The sequence below is a fragment of the Pontibacter sp. H249 genome (genome assembly GCF_037892465.1).
Taxonomy (GTDB): domain Bacteria; phylum Bacteroidota; class Bacteroidia; order Cytophagales; family Hymenobacteraceae; genus Pontibacter.
Genome location: NZ_JBBKTR010000011.1, coordinates 143,548 through 163,562, shown reverse-complemented (window position 1 = coordinate 163,562; position 20,015 = coordinate 143,548). Strand labels below are relative to the sequence as shown.

The window sequence follows — 20,015 nt, the reverse complement described above, 5'->3', positions numbered from 1 at the left end:
TTGTATAGTAGATAAACAGAAAGCCCCAGCTGATTTAACAGCCGGGGCTTTCTGTTTATTATTTTATACTTTATTTAAAGCTTACGTTTCACTTCTTTCTCAGTGTAAGCCTCTATAATATCGCCTTCTTGTATGTCGTTATAGTTTTTCAGGCTAATACCGCACTCGTATCCTTGGCGCACTTCAGATACATCGTCTTTAAAGCGTTTAAGGGCTAGTATTTCACCATCCAGTACTACAATGCCATCGCGTACTAAACGTACTTTAGAGTTTCTCTGGATTGTACCGTCTGTAACCATACAACCGGCAATTGTACCAACTTTGCTAATCTTGAATACATCTCGAACTTCAGCGTTACCTACTATCTCTTCTTTCAGCGTTGGAGCAAGCATGCCTTCCATCGCATCTTTCACCTCGTTTATTGCGTCGTAGATGATAGAGTACAGACGTACATCGATTTGTTCCTGCTCTGCCAGCTTACGTGCGTTCTGAGAAGGACGCACCTGGAAACCGATGATGATCGCATCAGAGGCAGAAGCCAGCAATACGTCAGATTCAGAGATAGCACCTACGCCTTTGTTGATGATGCTCACTTGTACCTCAGGTGTAGACAGCTTCAACAGGGAGTCAGAAAGGGCTTCTACCGAACCATCCACGTCACCTTTCACGATCACGTTAAGCTCTTTGAATGTACCGATTGCCAAACGACGGCCGATCTCATCCAGCGTAATGTGTTTACGAGTACGCAAGCTTTGCTCACGCTGCATTTGAGAGCGGTTGGAAGCAATTTCACGAGCTTCACGCTCCGATTCCATTACCACAAACTTATCACCAGCCTGCGGTGCACCATCCAAGCCTAGTAACTGCACTGGAGTAGATGGGCCTGCTTCTTTCATTTTTCTGCCACGGTGGTCGGTCATAGCTTTTACCCTACCGTAGTGCGAGCCAGCTAAAACTACATCGCCTACACGCAGTGTACCTGTTTGTACCATAACGGTTGCTACATAGCCGCGGCCTTTATCTAAAGATGCCTCGATAACAGAACCTATTGATTGGCGTTCAGGGTTTGCTTTCAGTTCAAGTAATTCTGCCTCAAGCAATACTTTCTCCAATAGTTCCTCTATGCCTATGCCAGTTTTAGCAGATACTTCCTGCGACTGGTATTTACCACCCCATTCTTCTACTAGAACGTTCATCTGAGCAAGCTCTTCACGAACTTTGTCTGGGTTAGCAGCTGGTTTGTCTATTTTGTTTAGAGCAATAATAATCGGTACACCGGCAGCTTGTGCGTGGTTAATTGCTTCTTTTGTCTGTGGCATCACTGAGTCATCAGCAGCTACCACAATAATAACAACGTCAGTAATTTTGGCACCACGGGCACGCATGGCTGTAAAGGCCTCGTGACCAGGTGTATCCAGGAACGTAATGGTACGGCCACTCTCGGTTTTTACCTTATAGGCACCGATGTGCTGCGTAATACCACCGGCCTCACCAGCAGTAACGTTTGCATTACGGATGTAGTCAAGTAATGAGGTTTTACCGTGGTCAACGTGGCCCATGATCGTAACGATTGGTGCACGTTCTTCCAGATCTGCCTCATTTTCTTCTGACATCTCTTCCAGCGCCTGCTCTTCTTCTGAAGTCATAAACTCAACTTCGTAGCCAAATTCATCAGCAATGATGGTGATGGCCTCGGCATCGAGACGTTGGTTTATTGAAACGAACATACCAAGTTGCATACACACCTTAATAACTTCGTTCACGCTCACATCCATTAACGAGGCCAGGTCGTTAGCAGAGATGAATTCGGTAACACGCAGTGTTTTAGATTCTGCTTGCTCCTGCATACGGCGCTCTTCTGTTGCATCTGCAATAGCGGAGCGTTTTTCACGGCGATACTTAGCTCGGTTACCACCGGCACTCTTACCACCGCTAAGTTTCGCAAGTGTAGCTTTAATCTGCTCCTGAATCTCCTTGTCCGTAACTTCTTTCTTGTCTGGTCTTGGAGCTGGCGCATGCTTAGGTCCTTTGCCTGGCTTTCCTGGGCGCTGCCCAGGGCCTCCCTGCGGACGGCCACCTTGCTGTGGGCCACCACCTTGAGGGCGTTGCCCTTGCTGCTGCTGCCCTGGTTGTCCGCCTTGTTGCTGGCCACCTTCTGTGGCCACCATAATGCGTTTGCGTTTTTTCTTCTTGCCTTTCTTCTCGTCTGAAGATGCTACCGGCTTAGGACCTTTTCTTCTGGACTCAGTAGGCAATTCAATCTTGCCAAGTACAGTAAGACCTTTTAGCTGGTCGGCTTTTCCTGTAATAGTTTCTATCTGTTCTTTATTATCGTTATCTGCATCTGTTGGTCCGGCAACTGGTGCTGGCGCAGCGGGTGCAGGTGCTTGCTGTTCAGCAGGCGGTGTAATTTTTTCAGCTTTAGGTTCCTCTGCAGGCTTTTCTGCAGCAGCTGGCTGTTGCGGTGCCTCTGCTTTTGGAGCAGGTTGCGCTTCTGCTTTTGGCTCTGGAGCTTTAGGCGGCTCTGGCGTAGCAGGTTTTTCTGCCTCTGGAGCTTTTGGTACCTCTGGCTGAGCAGGAGCTTCGGCCTTTGGAGCCTCTTCAGGTTTAGCTACTGGCTCTGGAGCAGGTTTATCTGCTGGTGCCGGAGTTTCTTCTGCTTTTGGTTCCGGCTTTTTAGCCACTGGTCGGCCTTTTGCATCAAGTTCAATTTTGCCTAAAACTTTAATGCCTGGCAATTTACTCTCAACAGCGGGAGCCTCTGGTTTTTCAGGTTCAGCCGCCTTAGGCTCTTCTGCCGCTGCCTTTGGCTGGTGTACAGTTTTAATTTGTAGCTCTTGCTCTGGCTCGCTTGGCTTTTTAACTTCGGGTTGGTGCTGAGGCTCTGACTCGATAACCTGGTTGCTTTGAGGCTTCTTACCAATGTTCAGTTCCTCTGCCTCCTGCTTGTCCTGCATAGAGGATGCGAATTCTTTAGCCAGCATATTGAACTGCTCTGCTGTGATTTTGGTAGTGGGTTTATTCTCCACGTCAAAACCTTTAGCAGAGAGGTAGTCCACAATGGTAGATGTACCAATGTTTAAAGTAGTCGCAACCTGTTTAAGCCTCCTTGTTGTTTCTTCTGCCATGTTCTAATATGCTGTCTCTTATTTTAATCTTAAATACTTGTATTTGTAACCCAATGCAGGCTGAGCTCTGTTTGTATTTCTTTCAAAATTACAGCAACAGAGCTCAACTCACAACTATTGGTTATCTTCTTCTTCCAACTCTTCGCGCAGGATAGAGAGCACGTCATCAATTGTCTCCTCCTCTAGCTCAGTGCGGCGCAGCAAATCTTCCTTGCTTACTGCCAATACGCTTTTTGCGGTATCAAGACCAATACGACGAAGTTCGGCAATTACCCAATCTTCAATCTCATCAGTAAATTCTTCCAGGCTGATATCTTCTTCGTATACTTCAGACTCACGGAACACGTCAATCTCCATATCCACCAGTTTGCTGGCCAGTTTAATGTTCTGACCGCCTTTACCGATAGCCAGAGATACCTGATCTGGCTTTAAGAATACGGATACTCTGCCGTTCTCATTGTCTATTTTCATGCTGGTGATCTTAGCCGGGCTAAGAGCACGCTGAATGTATAGTTCCAGGTTATCAGTGTAGTTGATCACGTCGATGTTCTCGTTCTCTAGCTCGCGCACGATGCTATGTATACGTGAACCCTTCATACCAACACAGGCACCTACCGGGTCAATGCGGTCATCGAAAGACTCTACAGCTACTTTCGCACGCTCACCTGGCTCCCGAACAATTTTCTTGATAGCGATAAGGCCGTCAAAAATTTCTGGTACTTCGTTTTCGAACAAGCGCTCCAGGAATGCTGGTGAAGTACGTGAAAGTATGATTTTAGGATTACCATTTACAATTTCAACGCGCTGAACTACTGCTCTAACTACGTCACCTTTACGATAACGGTCTTTTGGAATTTGTTCGCCTTTCGGTATTAACAGTTCATTTTCCTCCTGGTCAAGCAATAACACTTCGCGGTTCCACACCTGGTATACTTCCCCGGAGATGATCTCACCTACCTGGTCTTTATACTTCTGGAACAGCAACTCCTTCTCCATGTCTTTGATGCGCTGGATCAGCGTCTGACGTGCAGTAAGTACAGCACGGCGGCCGAAGTCTTCCAGCTGTATCTCTTCCGATACTTCTTCACCTACCTCAAAGTCAGGCTCTATTTTCTGAGCTTCAGTAAGGCTGATCTTGTCATGGTCCCAGATGTCCTCCGAGTTGTCGTCCACGATTTCGCGGTTGCGCCAAATCTCCAGGTCACCCTTCTCCACGTTCAGGATGATGTCAAAGTTCTCGTCGGTACCCCACTTTTTGCGGATCATGGTACGGAATACGTCTTCAAGTATACGCATCATGGTCGGACGGTCAATGTTCTTGAATTTCGCAAATTCAGCGAACGACTCGATCAGGACTGAACTGTTCATTATCTTTTTATTTAAATGATATTACAACATTTGCTTTTACAATTTCCCCGAAAGGTATTTGCACGGGCACATACGTTGCCTTCTTGCCTTTTTGTTTTATTTCTTCGTTCAGGTTTATACCTGTTTCGGTTACTTCTTCCAGTTTGCCGGTTTTCTCGGTGCCGTCCTGCAGCTTAAGTTTTAGGTTGCGGCCTACGTTGCGTTTAAACTGCTGCGGCTGCGTTAGCGGAAAGTCCACACCTGGCGAGCTTACCTCCAGCACATACGCTAGCTCTTCACCAAACTGCTCAGTTATTTTAGCGTTGATGCGGCGACTGATGGTAGCGCACTGATCTATGGTAATACCTTGTTCACCATCTGCAAGAACTGTTATCTTAGGGCGCACAGCTGTATCCGATACAGCTACATCCACTATAAAAAGATCGTTTTCGGGGAGGCTTTCCTCCGCCATAGCTTTTATCGTTTGCGCAGTTAGTGCCATAGTCAATGGTTAAGAAATAAAGAAGGGGACTTCTTTTGTCCCCTCATCTCCTTGAAATAACGCCACAAATTTACTACAAAAACATTATATATACAACATTGTGTGTGCAGCTAAGTCTTTAAATAATTCAGGGTGATTTGTTTCGGAGTTCTGCTAGAGATGAATCAGCACTTGAGGTACGCTAAAAATAAACAAACAGGTATACTGTATAGTTCGTCCTTCGGTTTATTATCTGATGGGTTGGCAAAGTATAAATATATTCTGCCTGCAGGTGTAGTATAGATAAAAGCATAATTTGTATGTTTGCCTTTATGGCGGCAACTTTTAAATCTATCCGTAGGCGCGTATGGCTTGTTCTGAACACTCTGGTGGTGCTCTGGATATTGCTCGGAGTGATATGCCTGCAGGTGCCGCCTGAAAATTTCTGGCCGGCAGCCTTCATCGCCTTCTCATTGCCGGCACCGCTTGTACTTAACTTCTTGTTTCTTTTGTACTGGCTGCTGCGGCGCTCTTGGTTACTCGTTCTTCCGCTGTCGGTGCTTGTACTTGGCTGGGGCTACTATGCTAGGTTAGTGTCAATTAACTTTGCTGAAGAAGTTAATGAAGAAGCTAAAACGCTGCAGGTGCTCAGCTTTAACACGCATGTTTTTAATGCTTATGCTGATAAAGATGGCAGCGAGCTAGAAGCCTCTACAGATATGATCGAGTGGGTGGCCAAACACCCTGCAGACATTATTTGCCTACAGGAGTTTTACAGTAACCGAGGCTCCAATACCTACAACACCATCAGCAAAATCGGCACCCGCTACGACAGGTATCGCTTTTTCTCCGTTTCGTATGTAGATCGAAATAAAGCTGATATCGGCATCGTGATTTTCTCAAAGTACCCAATTGTAAACAGAGGAGTAATCCGGTTCGGGGAATCAAATGTTAACCGCGGCATTTGGGCAGATGTGAACATGAAGGGCGATACCATAAGAGTTTACACAGCACACCTGCAGTCTATGAGTATAAAGTCGCAGGACATTGAGAGCACCTATTCAGCTATCGGTAACGAAGAAAGTTTTAAGAAGGAAGGCCGAAACCTGGCCCGGCGTTTGAAGCGTGGTTTTATTGCAAGGGGTAACCAGGTAGAGCTGCTGCTGGAGCATATAAACGAATCGCCTTACCCGGTCATCGTGTGCGGCGACTTTAACGATATACCTTTTAGTTATACTTACAACAAGTTGGCGAAGCAACTGAAGAACGCCTTTGTGAAAGCTGGGTCTGGAGTAGGGGCTACCTATAATGGTCCGCTGCCTTTTTTGCGTATCGATAACCAATTTCACAGCGAGGAGCTGAAGGCTTATGAGTTTGAGACACACTATGAAATGGGGCTTTCGGATCACTTCCCGATATCTGCCAAATATGTGCTGCAGCCTAAAGCCACTGAGTAGCGTTAGGAGAAAGAGCGCAATATTTTATAGTTTTGAACCACAAACGCCAAGTATAAAAGCAACATAAGTACGGTTGCCACAGGTGCCTATACTTTTAAATAATCATGCAACAGAAACTGAACCTATACAACACGCTAACGCGCAAGAAAGAAGCATTTGAGCCATTGCACGCACCATTTGTGGGTATGTATGTATGCGGACCAACCGTTTATGGTGAAGCTCACCTGGGCCATGCCCGCGCTTATGTTACCTTCGATGTACTGTACCGCTACCTTAAATATCAGGGGTATAAAGTGCGTTATGTGCGCAACATTACCGATGTCGGCCATTTGGTGAATGATGCAGACGAAGGTGAAGACAAGATCGCTAAAATTGCCAAAGTGCAGCACCTGGAGCCAATGGAGGTAGTACAGCATTATACTAACCGATTCCATGAGGATATGGCACTGCTGAATATACTTTCGCCCGATATTGAACCGCGTGCTTCTGGCCATATACTTGAGCAGATAGAGATGATCCAAGAAATATTGGATAACGGTTTTGCTTACGTAGTGAATGGGTCAGTATACTTTGATGTGCCTTCCTACAACAAGGATCATAAATATGGCAAGTTGTCTGGTCGCATAATCGAAGACCTGCTAAGCAATACCCGCGATACAGAAGGACAACATGAAAAACGTTCGCCCTTAGATTTTGCACTCTGGAAAAACGCTTCGCCGGAGCATATTATGCGCTGGCCTTCTCCATGGGGAAATGGTTTTCCTGGTTGGCACCTGGAGTGCTCGGCCATGAGCCGAAAGTACTTGGGGCAAACCTTTGATATACATGGCGGCGGACTCGACCTGATGTTCCCGCACCACGAATGCGAGATAGCACAGAGCCAGGCAAGCAATAGTAAGTCTGATGAGGCCAAGTACTGGGTACACAATAACATGATCACAATTAATGGTCAGAAAATGGGCAAGTCGCTTGGCAACTTTATTACATTGTCCGAATTGTTCTCAGGAAACAAAGAGATGCTGGAGCAGGCGTATACTCCGATGACGGTGCGCTTCTTTATACTTCAGGCACATTACCGTAGCACCCTTGACTTTAGCAACGAGGCACTGCAGGCGGCACGCAAAGGCTATACCAAGCTGATGAACGGCCTGAATGTACTGAAGAAGCTGAGATATCCTGAAGCGGGCACCGAGATAACTCCGGATGCTAAACTGAACGAGGAACTGCTGAAGCTGACAGAGGATTGTTTCCGTGGTCTGAATGATGACATGAACACGGCGCGCACCATAGCTTCGCTGTTTAACCTGCTTAAAAAGATTAACAGCTTAAACTTGGGCCAGATCAGTATCACTCAATTAGAGCGCGGCACCTTTGATACAGTTCGTAATACCTATCAGCAGCTGGTGCAGGATGTGCTGGGGCTGAAGGAAGAGCAGACAGGAAACATGGATGAAATGCTGCACCTGGTGCTTGGCTTATACAAAGAGGCTAAAGAAAACAAAGCCTACGACAAAGTAGATGCCATACGAGCTGAGCTAAAGAAGCAGGGCATCGTGATCAAGGATATGAAAACCGGAATAGACTGGGCTTATGAAGAATAAACTGATAGCGCTGGCTTTACTGGCAGCAGGCTCACTAACTGTGTATAGCTGCGACTCTGCCGAGAAGGGCGGAGCAAAACAAACAACAGTAGAAGAGGCTGAGACTCATGTGGTAAATGCACCAGAGTTTAATGCAGATACTGCCTACGCGTTGATAGAACGCCAAGTGGCTTTTGGTCCGCGTGTGCCCAATACGCAGGCGCATTATGCTACTGGCGAGTGGATTATTCAAAAGCTTCGGGAATATGGTGCAGAAGTAAAAGTACAGAACTTCCAGATGCGTGCTTTCGATGGAAAAATGCTGAACCTGCGCAATATTGTCGCAAGCTATAACCCTCAGGCTGCTAACCGTGTGCTTTTAGCTGCCCATTGGGATACACGCCCTTTTGCTGATAAAGATGAGCAAGACCAGAAGAAGCCGATTGACGGAGCCAACGATGGTGCCAGCGGCGTAGGAGTGCTTCTGGAGATTGCCCGCACCATTCATGCCGCAGAGCAGAAGCCGGAGATTGGGGTGGATATGATCTTTTTCGACGGAGAAGACTATGGGCAACCAGACGAAAGTGAGTATCCAGTGATGCAAGACTCCTGGTGCCTGGGCTCGCAGTATTGGAGCAAAAACAAACATGTGTCCAATTACCGTGCTAACTATGGCATATTGCTAGATATGGTTGGAGCTGAGAATGCAAAATTTGCACGCGAAGGCACTTCAATGCAGTATGCCAAAGAGATTGTAGACAAAGTATGGAAAGCTGGGAATAGGTTAGGTTACTCTGATTACTTTAAGTATGTAAATGCTCCCGCCATTACCGACGACCACTCTTACGTAAATGCTTGGGGTAACATCCGCATGATCGACATCATTGAGTATAATATGAGCAACCCCGATGATTACTTTGGCCCATACCACCATCGCCACACCGATAACATGGACGTGATCAGCAGGAATACGCTGAAAGCTGTGGGGCAGACGGTACTGCATGTGCTGTATAACGAGTAAAGTATAAATGAGAACAAAAAAGCCAGAGCTTCTAAAGCTCTGGCTTTTTTGTTTGGTGTCAGTTTATAGAGCTTCTGTTGCCCCTCAGTCTTACTGGTTTTAGTAATCTCCTTCTACTTTATCAAACCATCCCGTGCTAATTGGCTAACCGTAATCTCAGCTAGCTTCTCAGAAGCATTTCTTAAGCTAGAAGGGCTGTAAGATTGCGACTGTGCTGACCACACTAGATTTTCAGTTGACTCATCGTATAAGTTAGTTTCCAGAAAGTATATTTTATCTTCGGTGTAGTAGCCTGGGTCGTAAAGAGTGGGGTACCAGTAAGAGTAGTATCCTCTAAAGCGGCCGTACCACCCAAAGCGCGTCATGGGAGCATAGCCATAGTTGCCCGGTACGTAACGTGTCTCTGTTTTTTCGTCAATCAATGCAACAGTGATAATGCCGTTGTAGCCGTCAGCTTTTAATTTATCTAACAGCAGGTCTACATCCGGGCCGCCCTTACTAGAGGCTGTAGGCGGAAAAATATCTATACTTTTAGTTACGTTGATGCCACGCGCCTGGAACTGTGCCTGCATATCAGTTTCTACCTGCTGCCTTGCCCGCACATTATCTGTTAATGCCGCTATTACCAGCTTGTCATACTTTTCGGTAGGTGGCTTAGGTGTTTTCCAGGTGCCTGTAATGCGTGTGCTAGAGGCACAAGACCACAGAAATGCGGCCATCAAAATAGGCATGATGTAAACGAGTTTATGAGATACGTTTCTAAGTATTGTCTTCATATGTATATATCAGAATATTAGTTGCTTGTATACTTTTAAACGATGGCGAACTAAAATAGATATATAAGCAGGAGCCCGCATCCTTTAAGGCAACAGGGGTAAGTTCAGCACTTGAAAATGATTTTTATTTAAAGTATAAAATGCTTAAGTTGGGAAACTAACCTAACCTTATCACCTTATACTTTGATGAAAACTAAAAAGCCTTTATTGGCCGCTTTAGGACTATCGCTGTTGCTTGGCGTGCAGCCGCTTATGGCGCAGGAGCAGCCGCATGTGTTCAGAGGGGCCAAAATTATTCCTGTTGCAGGCCAGCCTATCGAGAATGGCGTGCTGGTAGTGCAAAACGGCAAGATTACAGCAGTAGGTACTGCAGATAAAGTAAAATCTCCTAAAAATGCTGTTGAGTTTGATGTAACAGGTAAGGTGCTTATGCCAGGCCTGGTAGACACTCATTCGCACCTAGGCGAAGGCTCTGGTGGCGATGGATCAGGCGCCTTGCATCCTGATGTTAGAATAGTTGATGCCATCAACCCACTAAGCGATACGTTTATGCGTGCCTTGGCGGGAGGTATAACTACTGTAAACGTAATGCCAGGCTCTGGCCACTTAATGAGCGGGCAAACTGTTTACCTCAAAATGCGCGAAGCCAGAACTATCAGCGATATGGCTTTTTGTGACGATGTGACCAATGGCATCTGCGGCGGCATAAAAATGGCTAACGGTACCAATCCCATGAAAGCTGCTCCGTTTCCAGGTACAAGGGCAAAGTCGGCAGCCATGGCGCGCCAGCTTTTTTTAGATGCACAGGCTTATAACAATAAGATAAAGGCTGCAAAGGGCAAGGCAGATAAGATGCCTGAGCGTAAGCCTAACCTAGAGCCACTAGTAGAGGTGCTAAATGGTAAACGCGTGGTGCACTTTCATACGCACCGCTACGACGATGTGCTGACGGCACTGCGCCTGCAGAAGGAGTTTGGCTTTAAACTGGTGCTGCACCACGTAAGCGAAGCCTGGAAAGCAGCCGACGAAATTGCCAAAGCCGGAGTATCAGCCTCTATCATTACCCTCGACTCACCGGGTGGTAAATCAGAGGCAGTGGAAGTAAGCAATGCCAATGGCGCAGCGCTGGAAAAGGCAGGCGTGCTCACAGCCTTTCATACCGATGACGGTATTACAGATTCCAGGTTATTTTTAAGAAGTGCGGCCTTAGGTGTGCGTGCAGGTATGAGCCAGGAGAAGGCCATAGAGGCACTAACCATAGCCGGCGCTAAAATGATGGAACTAGACAGCCGTGTAGGGTCGCTGGAGAAAGGTAAGGATGCGGATTTTGTTGTGCTAAGCGGAGAGCCATTTAGTGTGTACACGAAAGTAGAGCAGACCTGGGTAGAGGGTAAAAAGCGCTTTGATCTGCACAACCCAGATGATAAGAAGTTTGCTACAGGTGGCTACAACACCTTCAGCGGCGAGATACACTATCACGCGCATTAAGTTTTATACAAAGGATTCTGTGACAAAAAACATAAGACTGTTGAAGAAAAAACTCCTCTCTTTTGTCCTTTGTCGATTATTCTTTCATCAAGGAAAACGATCATGAAAAAACATATAAAATTAGGCGCTGCCATACTTGCCGGCATAGCTGTGCTAAGCGTGCAGCAGGCTGTGGCGCAAATTGCCGTGAAAGGCGAAACAGTTTATACCATGGCAGGTGCGCCTATCAAAAACGGGGTAGTACTGCTAAAAAATGGTAAGATAGAAGCCGTAGGAGCTAACATTTCTATTCCGCAGAACTACAAAGTATACGCTGCTAAAGTTGTTACGCCTGGTTTAGTGGATGCCCATACTTCAGTTGGCCTGGCCGGTATTTACAACATTCCCGCCGACCAGCAGCAACTCGAAAAAACAGCGCCTATACAACCAGAGCTTCGTGCTTTGGATGCCTACAACCCAAAAGAAGAACTGGTAGATTGGGTACGCAGCCATGGCGTTACTACCATTAATACAGGTCATGGGCCGGGTGCCTTGGTAAGTGGGCAAACGATGACAATTAAGACATCACCAGATGGTTTTGCCAGCCTTATAGACACTACCAAAATGATGGCCTTTACACTAGGGGCAACGGTGGCAGATAACTACAACTCCCCAAAAACATCAGCCAAAGGTATGGCCATGCTGCGTTCGGAACTGCAGGCGGCACAGGCATATGCTAAGAAAGCGGGAAACTCTGATGTATCTAAACGCCCAGACCGCAACCTGAAAATGGAATATTTGGGAGGCGTATTGTCTGGAAAGTATAAAGCGCTAATTACGGCTAACAAGGCAAACGATATTATGGCCGCACTGCGCCTGGCAAAAGAGTTTAACTTGGATATGGTGTTAGATGGCGCTGCCGAAGCCTACATGGTAGCAGACGAAATAAAGGCAGCTGGTGTTCCGGTTATACTTCATCCTACCATGGCAAGGTCTTATGGTGAAAATAAAAATTTATCGTTTGAGACTGCTGGTGTTCTGGCTAAGGCTGGCATACCTGTAGCGATACAAAGTGGTTTTGAGGCGTATGTGCCACGGGCAAGGGTTATACTTTTCGAGGCAGGAGTGGCCGTAGCTAACGGGATGGCACCTGAGCAGGCGCTGGCAGCCATTACCACTACGCCTGCTAAAATTCTGGGCCTGGAAAAACGTATTGGTGCACTAGCCCAAGGCATGGACGCTGACCTGGTTCTTTTTGACGGTGATCCTTTCGAGTATACCTCTCATGTATGTACTGTGTTGATAAACGGTAATGTAGTAAGCGAAGAGTGTAAATAAGGTAGTTGTTTCTGTTGTTAAAGCGTCGGTTTCTGGTTTAGGAGCCGGCGTTTTTTTATGATAACCTTTTTGGCAAGTATAAGTATGATGTGGGGGGCCTGTGCAGGTACTACTACTAAAAAAGCATCCTTTATAGCTTTAAACAGGAAGCTGACAGGTATCTCAAAAGTATAGATAGAATTAAATATAAGAGTTATATATTTGTATCACCAATTCAAATTCCCCTTTCAAAAAAACTTAAAAGACAGATGACTTACGATAACATCGTTTCTTTACTTGGGTCTGAAGCAGAGAGCCTGCTGCAGTATGAAAGCAAAACAATTTCTAAGGAGCAGTTACATGCGCCAGGTCCAGATTTCGTAGACCGTATTTTTGCAAATTCTAACCGTAACCCGCAGGTGCTGCGCAGCCTGCAGCAGCTGTTTAACGCAGGTCGTTTAGGCGGCACAGGCTATCTTTCTATCCTGCCAGTAGACCAAGGCATTGAGCACACAGCTGGTGCCTCTTTTGCGCCAAACCCTATTTATTTCGATCCTGAGAACATCATCAAATTAGCCATTGAGGGTGGTTGCAACGCTGTTGCCACTACGTTCGGTAACTTGGCTATGATGTCGAGAAAGTACGCTCACCGCATTCCGTTTGTAGTAAAGATCAACCATAACGAACTGATGACATACCCTAACAAGTATGACCAGATCATGTTCGGCTCTGTGGATGAGGCTTGGAACTTAGGTGCTACTGCTGTAGGTGCAACTATTTACTTCGGTTCTGAGGAGTCTTCTCGCCAGATTATTGAGGTGGCTGAGGCCTTCGAAAGAGCGCACCAGTTAGGTATGGCTACTATTCTGTGGTGCTATACGCGTAACAACGCATTCAAAAAAGACGGTACCGATTATCACGTAGCAGCTGACCTTACGGCACAGGCTAACCACTTGGGCGTAACGATTCAGGCTGACATTATCAAGCAGAAGTTGCCAGAAAACAACGGCGGCTTTAAAGCAATCGGGTTTGGTAAGACACACGAGAAAATGTACTCTGAACTTGCTAACGATAACCCGATCGACTTAACGCGTTACCAAGTGGCAAACTGCTATATGGGCCGTGCCGGTTTAATTAACTCTGGCGGTGAGTCTAAAGGCGAGTCGGATCTGGCAGATGCAGTGCGTACAGCTGTAATTAACAAGCGTGCGGGTGGTATGGGCTTAATCTCTGGCCGCAAAGCATTTCAGAAAGACATGAAGGTTGGCGTGGAGCTGCTTAACGCTATCCAGGATGTATACCTGAGCAACGAGATTACATTGGCATAATTTGTAGCAGAACTGCCGATTATTACATATTTTTGTGACCTGCTTTCTCCAAAGTGCCGGATACCGGGCTAGAAGAGGGCAGGTCACTTAAATTTTATACGTTGCTGTGTAGCAGGCGTATACTTAACTATAAAGTGCTGTATGCACGCTTAATACTATGATGCCTTGGTTTAAGAGAGCTGAAAAAGGAATTATAACACCTACAGAGCAGAAAAAAGAAACGCCGGACGGATTGTGGTACAAATGCCCGAGCTGCAAAACAGTTACCAGCATGGCTGAGCATCGCAAAAACCTTAGCACCTGCGTTAAATGTAACTACCACGACCGTGTTGGGTCAAAAGAATATTTCGCCATACTTTTCGACGATAATAACTTTACAGAACTGGACGAGAACCTGTCTTCTGGCGACCCATTATCGTTTGTAGACAGTAAGCCTTACCCGAACCGTATTGCCGCCACACAAAAAGCTACAGGCCTGAAAGATGCCGTACGAACAGCTTATGGCAAAATGAACGGACAAAATATTACCATCGCCTGTATGGATTTCGCCTTTATCGGTGGATCGATGGGCTCTGTGGTAGGTGAGAAAATTGCCCGCGCCATAGACCATGCCCGCAAAACCCGCACACCTTTTATGATGATCTCTAAGTCTGGTGGTGCCCGAATGATGGAAGCTGGTTTCTCGCTGATGCAAATGGCTAAAACCTCTGCTAAACTGGCATTACTTGCAGAAGAGAAACTGCCATACATCTCTATGCTAACAGACCCAACCACTGGTGGTGTAACGGCATCTTACGCCATGCTTGGCGACTTCAACATTGCAGAGCCGGGCGCCCTGATAGGTTTTGCAGGCCCACGTGTTATTAAAGAAACAATTGGTAAAGATTTGCCAAAAGGATTCCAGAGTGCAGAGTTTGTGCTAGAGCACGGCTTCCTTGATTTTATCGTTGACCGCAAAGAGCTGAAGACTAGACTGTCAGATCTTTTAAAGATGATTTATACCGAAAATACTGATAGCAACACTAAAGCTAAGGCTGCAAAAACTGCTAATACATCTTAGGTGATATTGCACTGATAATGAACTGAAAGCGCCTGGTAACATAAGATGTCAGGCGCTTTTCATTTATCTAAAACAGTAAATGCACGTAAACCAACGAAGTTTTTTATCATCAGGGTTAAAATAAAAAATTGAATTGTTCGTGTATAGCTAATATACAATATAGAATTGGCACACAGATTGCAAAGGCGATTAACAGATACAAGCACAAACCCTATTTCAAGTAAAAAACAGAAAAGAACAATTACCAAAACGACAAACACATGAAACTAGTAAAATTTTCTTTGAGCTCACTTTTAGCTGCCACCATGCTATTTACTTCCTGCCAAACAACTGCCCCAACGGCAAGTAACGGAGGTAACACTGGTACAACAACTACAACAGGCTCGACAACAGATACAAATACAACTGAGAAAAAAGGCATGAACAAAACCACGAAAGGTGGTATTATTGGTGCAGGCTCTGGCGCTGTAGTGGGTGGTATTATTGGTAACAGAATGGGCAACACTGCTGCAGGCGCCATTATTGGTGCTGCTGTAGGTGGTGCTACAGGTGCCGTAATCGGCCGCCGCATGGACAAACAAGCTGAAGAACTGGAGAAAAGTATGGAGAACGCTAATGTAGAGCGTGTAGGCGAAGCCATCCGCGTTAACTTCGATTCAGGTATTTTGTTTGCTGTAAACTCTGCAGAGTTAAGCGCTAACGCTAAGCGTGACATCGAGAAGCTGGCTAAAACGCTAAAAGAATACGAAGGAACTAACGTGATCGTAGAAGGCCACACAGATAACACAGGTTCTTATGAGTTAAACCAAAAATTATCTGAAAGACGTGCACAGTCGGTAGCAAACTACGCGAAAAGCCTTGGTGTTGAAGCTTCGCGTCTGCAGGCTAAAGGCTATAGCTACGACCAGCCAATTGCAGACAACACTACTGCAGAAGGCCGTTCGCAGAACCGCCGTGTAGAGATTATTATTGTAGCGAACGAAGAGCTGAAGAAAGCTGCTGAAAGCGGCGAGGTAAAATAAGCTGATTTTCGGGAAGCGACATCCGCTCTCTTATGCACAAGGTCTGCCAGTTTAACTGGCAGACCTTGTTGTTTTATACCCATACAGGGAGCGTATACACTAAATTGTACTGTTTATGCAGTTCTTTTTAAGAACAAGAAAAAAGGAAAGACGTTAAAGTATACAGTATAGCCAATATAAAGTGTTAGGAGTCAGTAAAAACTAATAATTGTTGCACCGTTTTACTATTCCGGTACTATAGGTTGGCCTGAATTAACCGAACATTTTAAAATAAAAGGAGTATTAAGCACAGAACTTTTGAGTTCAAGAACCAAACATTAAAAATGATGATCATGAAAAATATAAGAATTTATCTGGCTGTTTTCGCCCTTATAGGTATACTTTTTACATCGTGTAATGCCAGCCGTACGGCAAAAGGCGGTGCCATTGGTGCCGGTGCCGGTGCCGTGTTAGGTGGTGCTATTGGTAAAGCAACCGGTAGTACAGCTACAGGTGCCATTATTGGTGCTGCTGTGGGTGGTACAGCTGGTGCTCTGATTGGCCGCCGCATGGACAAACAAGCTGAGGAACTTCGCCGCGACCTTGAGGGCGCAAACGTAGAGCGTGTTGGCGAGGGTATTAAAATTACTTTCGATTCAGGTATCTTGTTTGCAACCAACTCTGCAGAATTACAGTCTGGTGCTAAAACAGAGATTGCCCAATTGGCTAAAACACTTCAGAAATACCCAGATACGAATATCCTGATAGAGGGACATACTGATAACACCGGTAACAGAAGTATAAACCAGCCGCTTTCGGAGCGCCGTGCGCAGTCGGTGGCTAACTATGCTTCACAAATGGGTGTAGACAGAAGCCGTATAACAACACAAGGCTATGCCGATGACCAGCCAATTGCAGATAACACTACTGCCGCTGGACGCCAGCAAAACCGCCGTGTGGAGATCGCGATCTTTGCAAACGAAAAAATGAGAAAAGCCGCTGAGCGTGGTGATTTATAAAATTGAATTTTCGTGAACTAGTTAGTGAACAATAAATAATTATCCAGCCGTGCCTTTTGGTGCGGCTGGTTTTTTAATATCCTTAATAGCTTAATTAGCAAGAACTAAAGCTGGCTTTGAGGGAGGAATACGCTTATGAAAATTTATTTACAGATAGGCTTACTTAGCCTGTTCCTGGTGAGCTTTTTTAGTGCCTGTGAACGAATAAGTGGTATAGGTACGGCTACTTTTGCTGGTGTTGGCACAGATAAAGAAAATACAAAAGACGATAGCAGTAAATTAAAAACAGACGTGCAGGTTGCACTACACAAAGATGCCCAACTGGCCCGTGGTATGCCCCTTAAGCAGTATGCGCGCTACATGAAAGGGCGCCATGCCTACTACAACGGACATACTATCCAATACCAGGACGACTTTGTAAAGATTACGGTTAAAGGTAATGAGATGAGAATAGAGACTGGTAAGGGTAAAGTAAAAATGGAGCATCGCGAAGAAGAAACAGCAGCAGCAGGAGCAAAGGCTATTAAAGCGACAAATAGTAGGCACTGAGGCGCTTTTTCTGTAAACTAACTTTTGCTAGTTACTTTACCCTTTTCGAAAACAAAAGCTATTACCATTGCTACAAGAGCCCCTGCCAAGGCTATGCCCATATCCTTCTGTGCATCCCATATATCGCCTTGCATTCCCAAAAAATCCATTCCTCGTTGCTTATCCTTAAATACCAAATCGGCCACAAGCCACTCTACCAACTCGTACAAAGCACTTAGCGACAGCACGATCTCAATTGGCATAAGATAGCTATAAAAGCGCTTTACCTTAAACCCCTCTAAAAGCACCTCGTGCATAGGGTAAGCCAGCAGCAAACCAAAGCCCAGGTGCACCAGCCTGTCGTAGTGGTTTCTGGAGTGGTTAAACTCCTGCTGCAGCCAATCTCCGAAAGGGTTGTCGGGGTACTGGTACTGGCTACCGTACATATGCAGCAGAGTAAACAAGAAAATCAAAGTATAACTAAGGTCAGAGAACCGGAATATATCGTAAAAAGCTATCAGGAATATGATCAGCGAAAGGGTAAGGGTGTTCTCTAAAGCCCAGTTTTTGAGGTCGGGGGTGGTAAGGCCGGTGTAGACCAGGTACACGAAAAATGCTATGCTATAGGCTACATGCAGTGGCTGCCGAAAAAATGGCTTCTTTATTCTGATCTTCTGTTCTGTAGTTGTATTCATAGCTGTGTAGGGGTAGCCGGTATTTGGTAATAACTTTAAACATAAAAGTATGTTTTGAAAGACTGTTTACTTGGCAGAGAGTAGGAGGTACACTTTGTGTAGTTTATACGTTGCTGAAGTATGGCAGCTATGTGTAAGAACAGCGGTAACTAAGCCATCAAATCCTTCTCAAAAAATACCAACCGTATTGGATTGTCTGATGGGTTTTGAGTTGGGTCGCAGTGGTAGCCAAACATATCTAGGCCGTTTAGGTAAGGCAGCAGCTTTTTATAGTAAGTATGGCCTGTATTTTCAGGGTTAAACGTGATGTCATGGAAAACATAGGTTTGCTTTGATGACATCTTCTCCAGCTTCTCGAACAGTGCCTCCGGCTTGCCTAAGTCGCCAGAGTATACATAGCGGTAGCTATCCTCCTCAAAAATGTAAGCATACGTTTGCATGCCCTCTGAGTGCTGTCCAAAGGTGTCTACGGCTGTAATACCCTCAAATTGCTCCAGCGGCACAAACTCGGCATACTTATCCGGGTCTTTTACTTGTATCTTCAGGAAATTGTAAAGCTGTTGCCTGAAACTCTCCGATGGATAAAGTATAACTGGTGGCTTTGCCTTTTCGATGGTGTATTTGTATAGCAGCAAATTAGCCAGGCTACCGCAATGGTCATTGTGCAGGTGGGTAAGTATGATATGGTCTACTTTTGTGATCAGGCTTTTTTTAACCAGCGCCGGAAATACCGTAAAGCCACAGTCGATGAGCAGGTGTATGCCCCTGAAATCGAGTAGTGCAGCCGAGTTTAAATAGTCTGTATCGAAAGCACCGCCTGTTCCCAAAAATTTTATCTGCATACAAATAGATTAGGGTATTCTTAAAATTACAAACAGATATAGCGTTAAACCATGTAAATAGTTGTGTGTAAGGGAGGTTTTTTCTGTAGAAAAAGTGCAATACCAATGCAAACGAATATAAAGCGTAAGTAGCTGCTTTTCTTGTGTTAAGTATTCGTGGCGTAAAATTGACTAACACTCTAACCCCAAAGCCGTAAAGAGATAATCCATAAAACATGTACCTATGGATGCTCATAAACTGCCGCCCCACGATAAAACACAGCTTACGCACGAGTTGCTGAACCAGGCCTATAAACGCTTAAAATTAGATAGCCGCCGCACGCCTATGCACGAGTTTATCTCTACTATGCTATCGCACCGCACCAACCACGCAGACGAGAAAAAAGCATATTACACTATGCTGGAGCGTTTCGTAGATTGGGAGGGTGTGCTTCACGCTGATCTGAATGAATTGGCTGATGCTATTAAAACAACCCGCTACCCTGAGCAAAAGGCGCCTCAAATACAACAAACCTTACGCATTATAAAAGAAGAGCGAGGGGAGATTAACATAGACTTTCTGGCCGAAATGCCTGTAGAGGAGGCAATGGCATGGCTCACCCGCCTACCCGGTGTAGGACTAAAAACAGCTACATTGCTACTGTTGTTCAATTTTAAAAAACCGGTACTCCCCGTAGATACGCACGTTTTTAGAGTAAGCCAACGTGTAGGTTTAATAGGTGCAAAAGCAACTGCAAATAAGGCACACGCTATACTTCTTGGTATGCTGCCTAAAGATGCTGTAGAGTTGTTCAATTTTCATAAGCATTTATTCTGGCATGGCCAGCGGGTATGTACCTTCTACAGCCCAAAGTGTGAGCAGTGTGTGCTAAACAGTTTTTGCAACTACTACCAGGATGTGCGGGAGAAAGGGATTGATAAGGCAGCGTAGGGAGTTTTTTGCTAACATCTTGTGTATACCTTGTGCG

Annotated in this window: 17 protein-coding genes; 11 read left to right on the top strand and 6 right to left on the bottom strand. The window is 45.6% G+C overall.

From position 1 onward, the window contains the following. Positions 1 to 74: 74 nt before the first annotated feature. The 3 genes from infB to rimP all read right to left on the bottom strand — a co-directional run bounded on the left by infB (position 75) and on the right by rimP (position 4,977). The gene (gene infB, locus WG943_RS14505; protein ID WP_340410103.1) at positions 75 to 3,128 is read right to left on the bottom strand and encodes a translation initiation factor IF-2; all 3,054 of its coding nucleotides are present in this window, start codon (positions 3,126 to 3,128) and stop codon (positions 75 to 77) included. 114 nt (positions 3,129 to 3,242) lie between these two features. Next, on the bottom strand, positions 3,243 to 4,496 hold the full coding sequence (nusA, locus tag WG943_RS14500; protein WP_340410101.1) for a transcription termination factor NusA: 1,254 nt from the start codon (positions 4,494 to 4,496) through the stop codon (positions 3,243 to 3,245). Positions 4,497 to 4,503: 7 nt separating this feature from the next. After that, positions 4,504 to 4,977 carry a ribosome maturation factor RimP gene (gene rimP / locus WG943_RS14495; protein ID WP_340410100.1) on the bottom strand — a complete coding sequence of 158 codons (474 nt, stop codon included), beginning with the start codon at positions 4,975 to 4,977 and terminating at the stop codon, positions 4,504 to 4,506. A gap of 311 nt (positions 4,978 to 5,288) precedes the next feature. On the opposite strand from rimP, the gene WG943_RS14490 reads away from it, so the two are divergent. From WG943_RS14490 to WG943_RS14480, 3 genes are all read left to right on the top strand, one after another. After that, positions 5,289 to 6,413 carry an endonuclease/exonuclease/phosphatase family protein gene (locus WG943_RS14490; protein WP_340410098.1) on the top strand — a complete coding sequence of 375 codons (1,125 nt, stop codon included), beginning with the start codon at positions 5,289 to 5,291 and terminating at the stop codon, positions 6,411 to 6,413. A 104-nt stretch (positions 6,414 to 6,517) separates the two neighbouring features. Then, complete coding sequence (cysS, locus tag WG943_RS14485) at positions 6,518 to 8,014, top strand: cysteine--tRNA ligase (protein ID WP_340410096.1); 1,497 nt, start codon at positions 6,518 to 6,520, stop codon at positions 8,012 to 8,014. Next, positions 8,004 to 9,014, top strand: coding sequence for a M28 family peptidase (locus WG943_RS14480; RefSeq protein WP_340410094.1), 1,011 nt, complete (start codon positions 8,004 to 8,006; stop codon positions 9,012 to 9,014). Before cysS ends, WG943_RS14480 begins: the two co-directional genes overlap by 11 nt. Before the next feature lie 113 nt (positions 9,015 to 9,127). Here WG943_RS14480 and WG943_RS14475 read toward each other — a convergent pair whose 3' ends face one another. Beyond that, positions 9,128 to 9,790 carry a hypothetical protein gene (locus WG943_RS14475; protein WP_340410092.1) on the bottom strand — a complete coding sequence of 221 codons (663 nt, stop codon included), beginning with the start codon at positions 9,788 to 9,790 and terminating at the stop codon, positions 9,128 to 9,130. Between the two features lie 186 nt (positions 9,791 to 9,976). On the opposite strand from WG943_RS14475, the gene WG943_RS14470 reads away from it, so the two are divergent. The 7 genes from WG943_RS14470 (at position 9,977) to WG943_RS14440 (ending at position 17,531) form a co-directional block, all read left to right on the top strand. After that, on the top strand, positions 9,977 to 11,278 hold the full coding sequence (locus WG943_RS14470; protein ID WP_340410090.1) for an amidohydrolase family protein: 1,302 nt from the start codon (positions 9,977 to 9,979) through the stop codon (positions 11,276 to 11,278). A 102-nt stretch (positions 11,279 to 11,380) separates the two neighbouring features. Continuing rightward, positions 11,381 to 12,595 carry an amidohydrolase family protein gene (locus tag WG943_RS14465; RefSeq protein ID WP_340410088.1) on the top strand — a complete coding sequence of 405 codons (1,215 nt, stop codon included), beginning with the start codon at positions 11,381 to 11,383 and terminating at the stop codon, positions 12,593 to 12,595. A 248-nt stretch (positions 12,596 to 12,843) separates the two neighbouring features. After that, the gene (locus WG943_RS14460) at positions 12,844 to 13,902 is read left to right on the top strand and encodes a class I fructose-bisphosphate aldolase (protein WP_340410086.1); all 1,059 of its coding nucleotides are present in this window, start codon (positions 12,844 to 12,846) and stop codon (positions 13,900 to 13,902) included. A 160-nt stretch (positions 13,903 to 14,062) separates the two neighbouring features. Beyond that, positions 14,063 to 14,962: an acetyl-CoA carboxylase, carboxyltransferase subunit beta gene (accD, locus tag WG943_RS14455; protein WP_340410105.1), complete on the top strand. Its 900-nt coding sequence runs from the start codon at positions 14,063 to 14,065 to the stop codon at positions 14,960 to 14,962. Positions 14,963 to 15,222: 260 nt separating this feature from the next. Further along, a complete protein-coding gene (locus WG943_RS14450) occupies positions 15,223 to 15,984 on the top strand; it encodes an OmpA family protein (RefSeq protein ID WP_340410084.1) in 762 nt (253 codons plus the stop codon). Between the two features lie 332 nt (positions 15,985 to 16,316). After that, complete coding sequence (locus WG943_RS14445) at positions 16,317 to 16,982, top strand: OmpA family protein (protein ID WP_340410082.1); 666 nt, start codon at positions 16,317 to 16,319, stop codon at positions 16,980 to 16,982. Positions 16,983 to 17,117: 135 nt separating this feature from the next. Further along, positions 17,118 to 17,531, top strand: a complete 414-nt coding sequence (locus WG943_RS14440; RefSeq protein WP_340410080.1) for a hypothetical protein — start codon at positions 17,118 to 17,120, stop codon at positions 17,529 to 17,531. Positions 17,532 to 17,548: 17 nt separating this feature from the next. On the opposite strand, the gene WG943_RS14435 is transcribed toward WG943_RS14440, so the two are convergent. Then, positions 17,549 to 18,205, bottom strand: coding sequence for a DUF2238 domain-containing protein (locus tag WG943_RS14435; RefSeq protein WP_340410078.1), 657 nt, complete (start codon positions 18,203 to 18,205; stop codon positions 17,549 to 17,551). Positions 18,206 to 18,354: 149 nt separating this feature from the next. Then, entirely contained in the window at positions 18,355 to 19,047 is a 693-nt protein-coding gene (locus tag WG943_RS14430; protein ID WP_340410077.1) for an MBL fold metallo-hydrolase, read from the bottom strand. Positions 19,048 to 19,270: 223 nt separating this feature from the next. Between WG943_RS14430 and WG943_RS14425 the strand changes: the two genes are divergently transcribed. Then, entirely contained in the window at positions 19,271 to 19,978 is a 708-nt protein-coding gene (locus WG943_RS14425) for an endonuclease III domain-containing protein (protein WP_340410076.1), read from the top strand. The last annotated feature ends 37 nt before the right edge of the window (positions 19,979 to 20,015 follow it).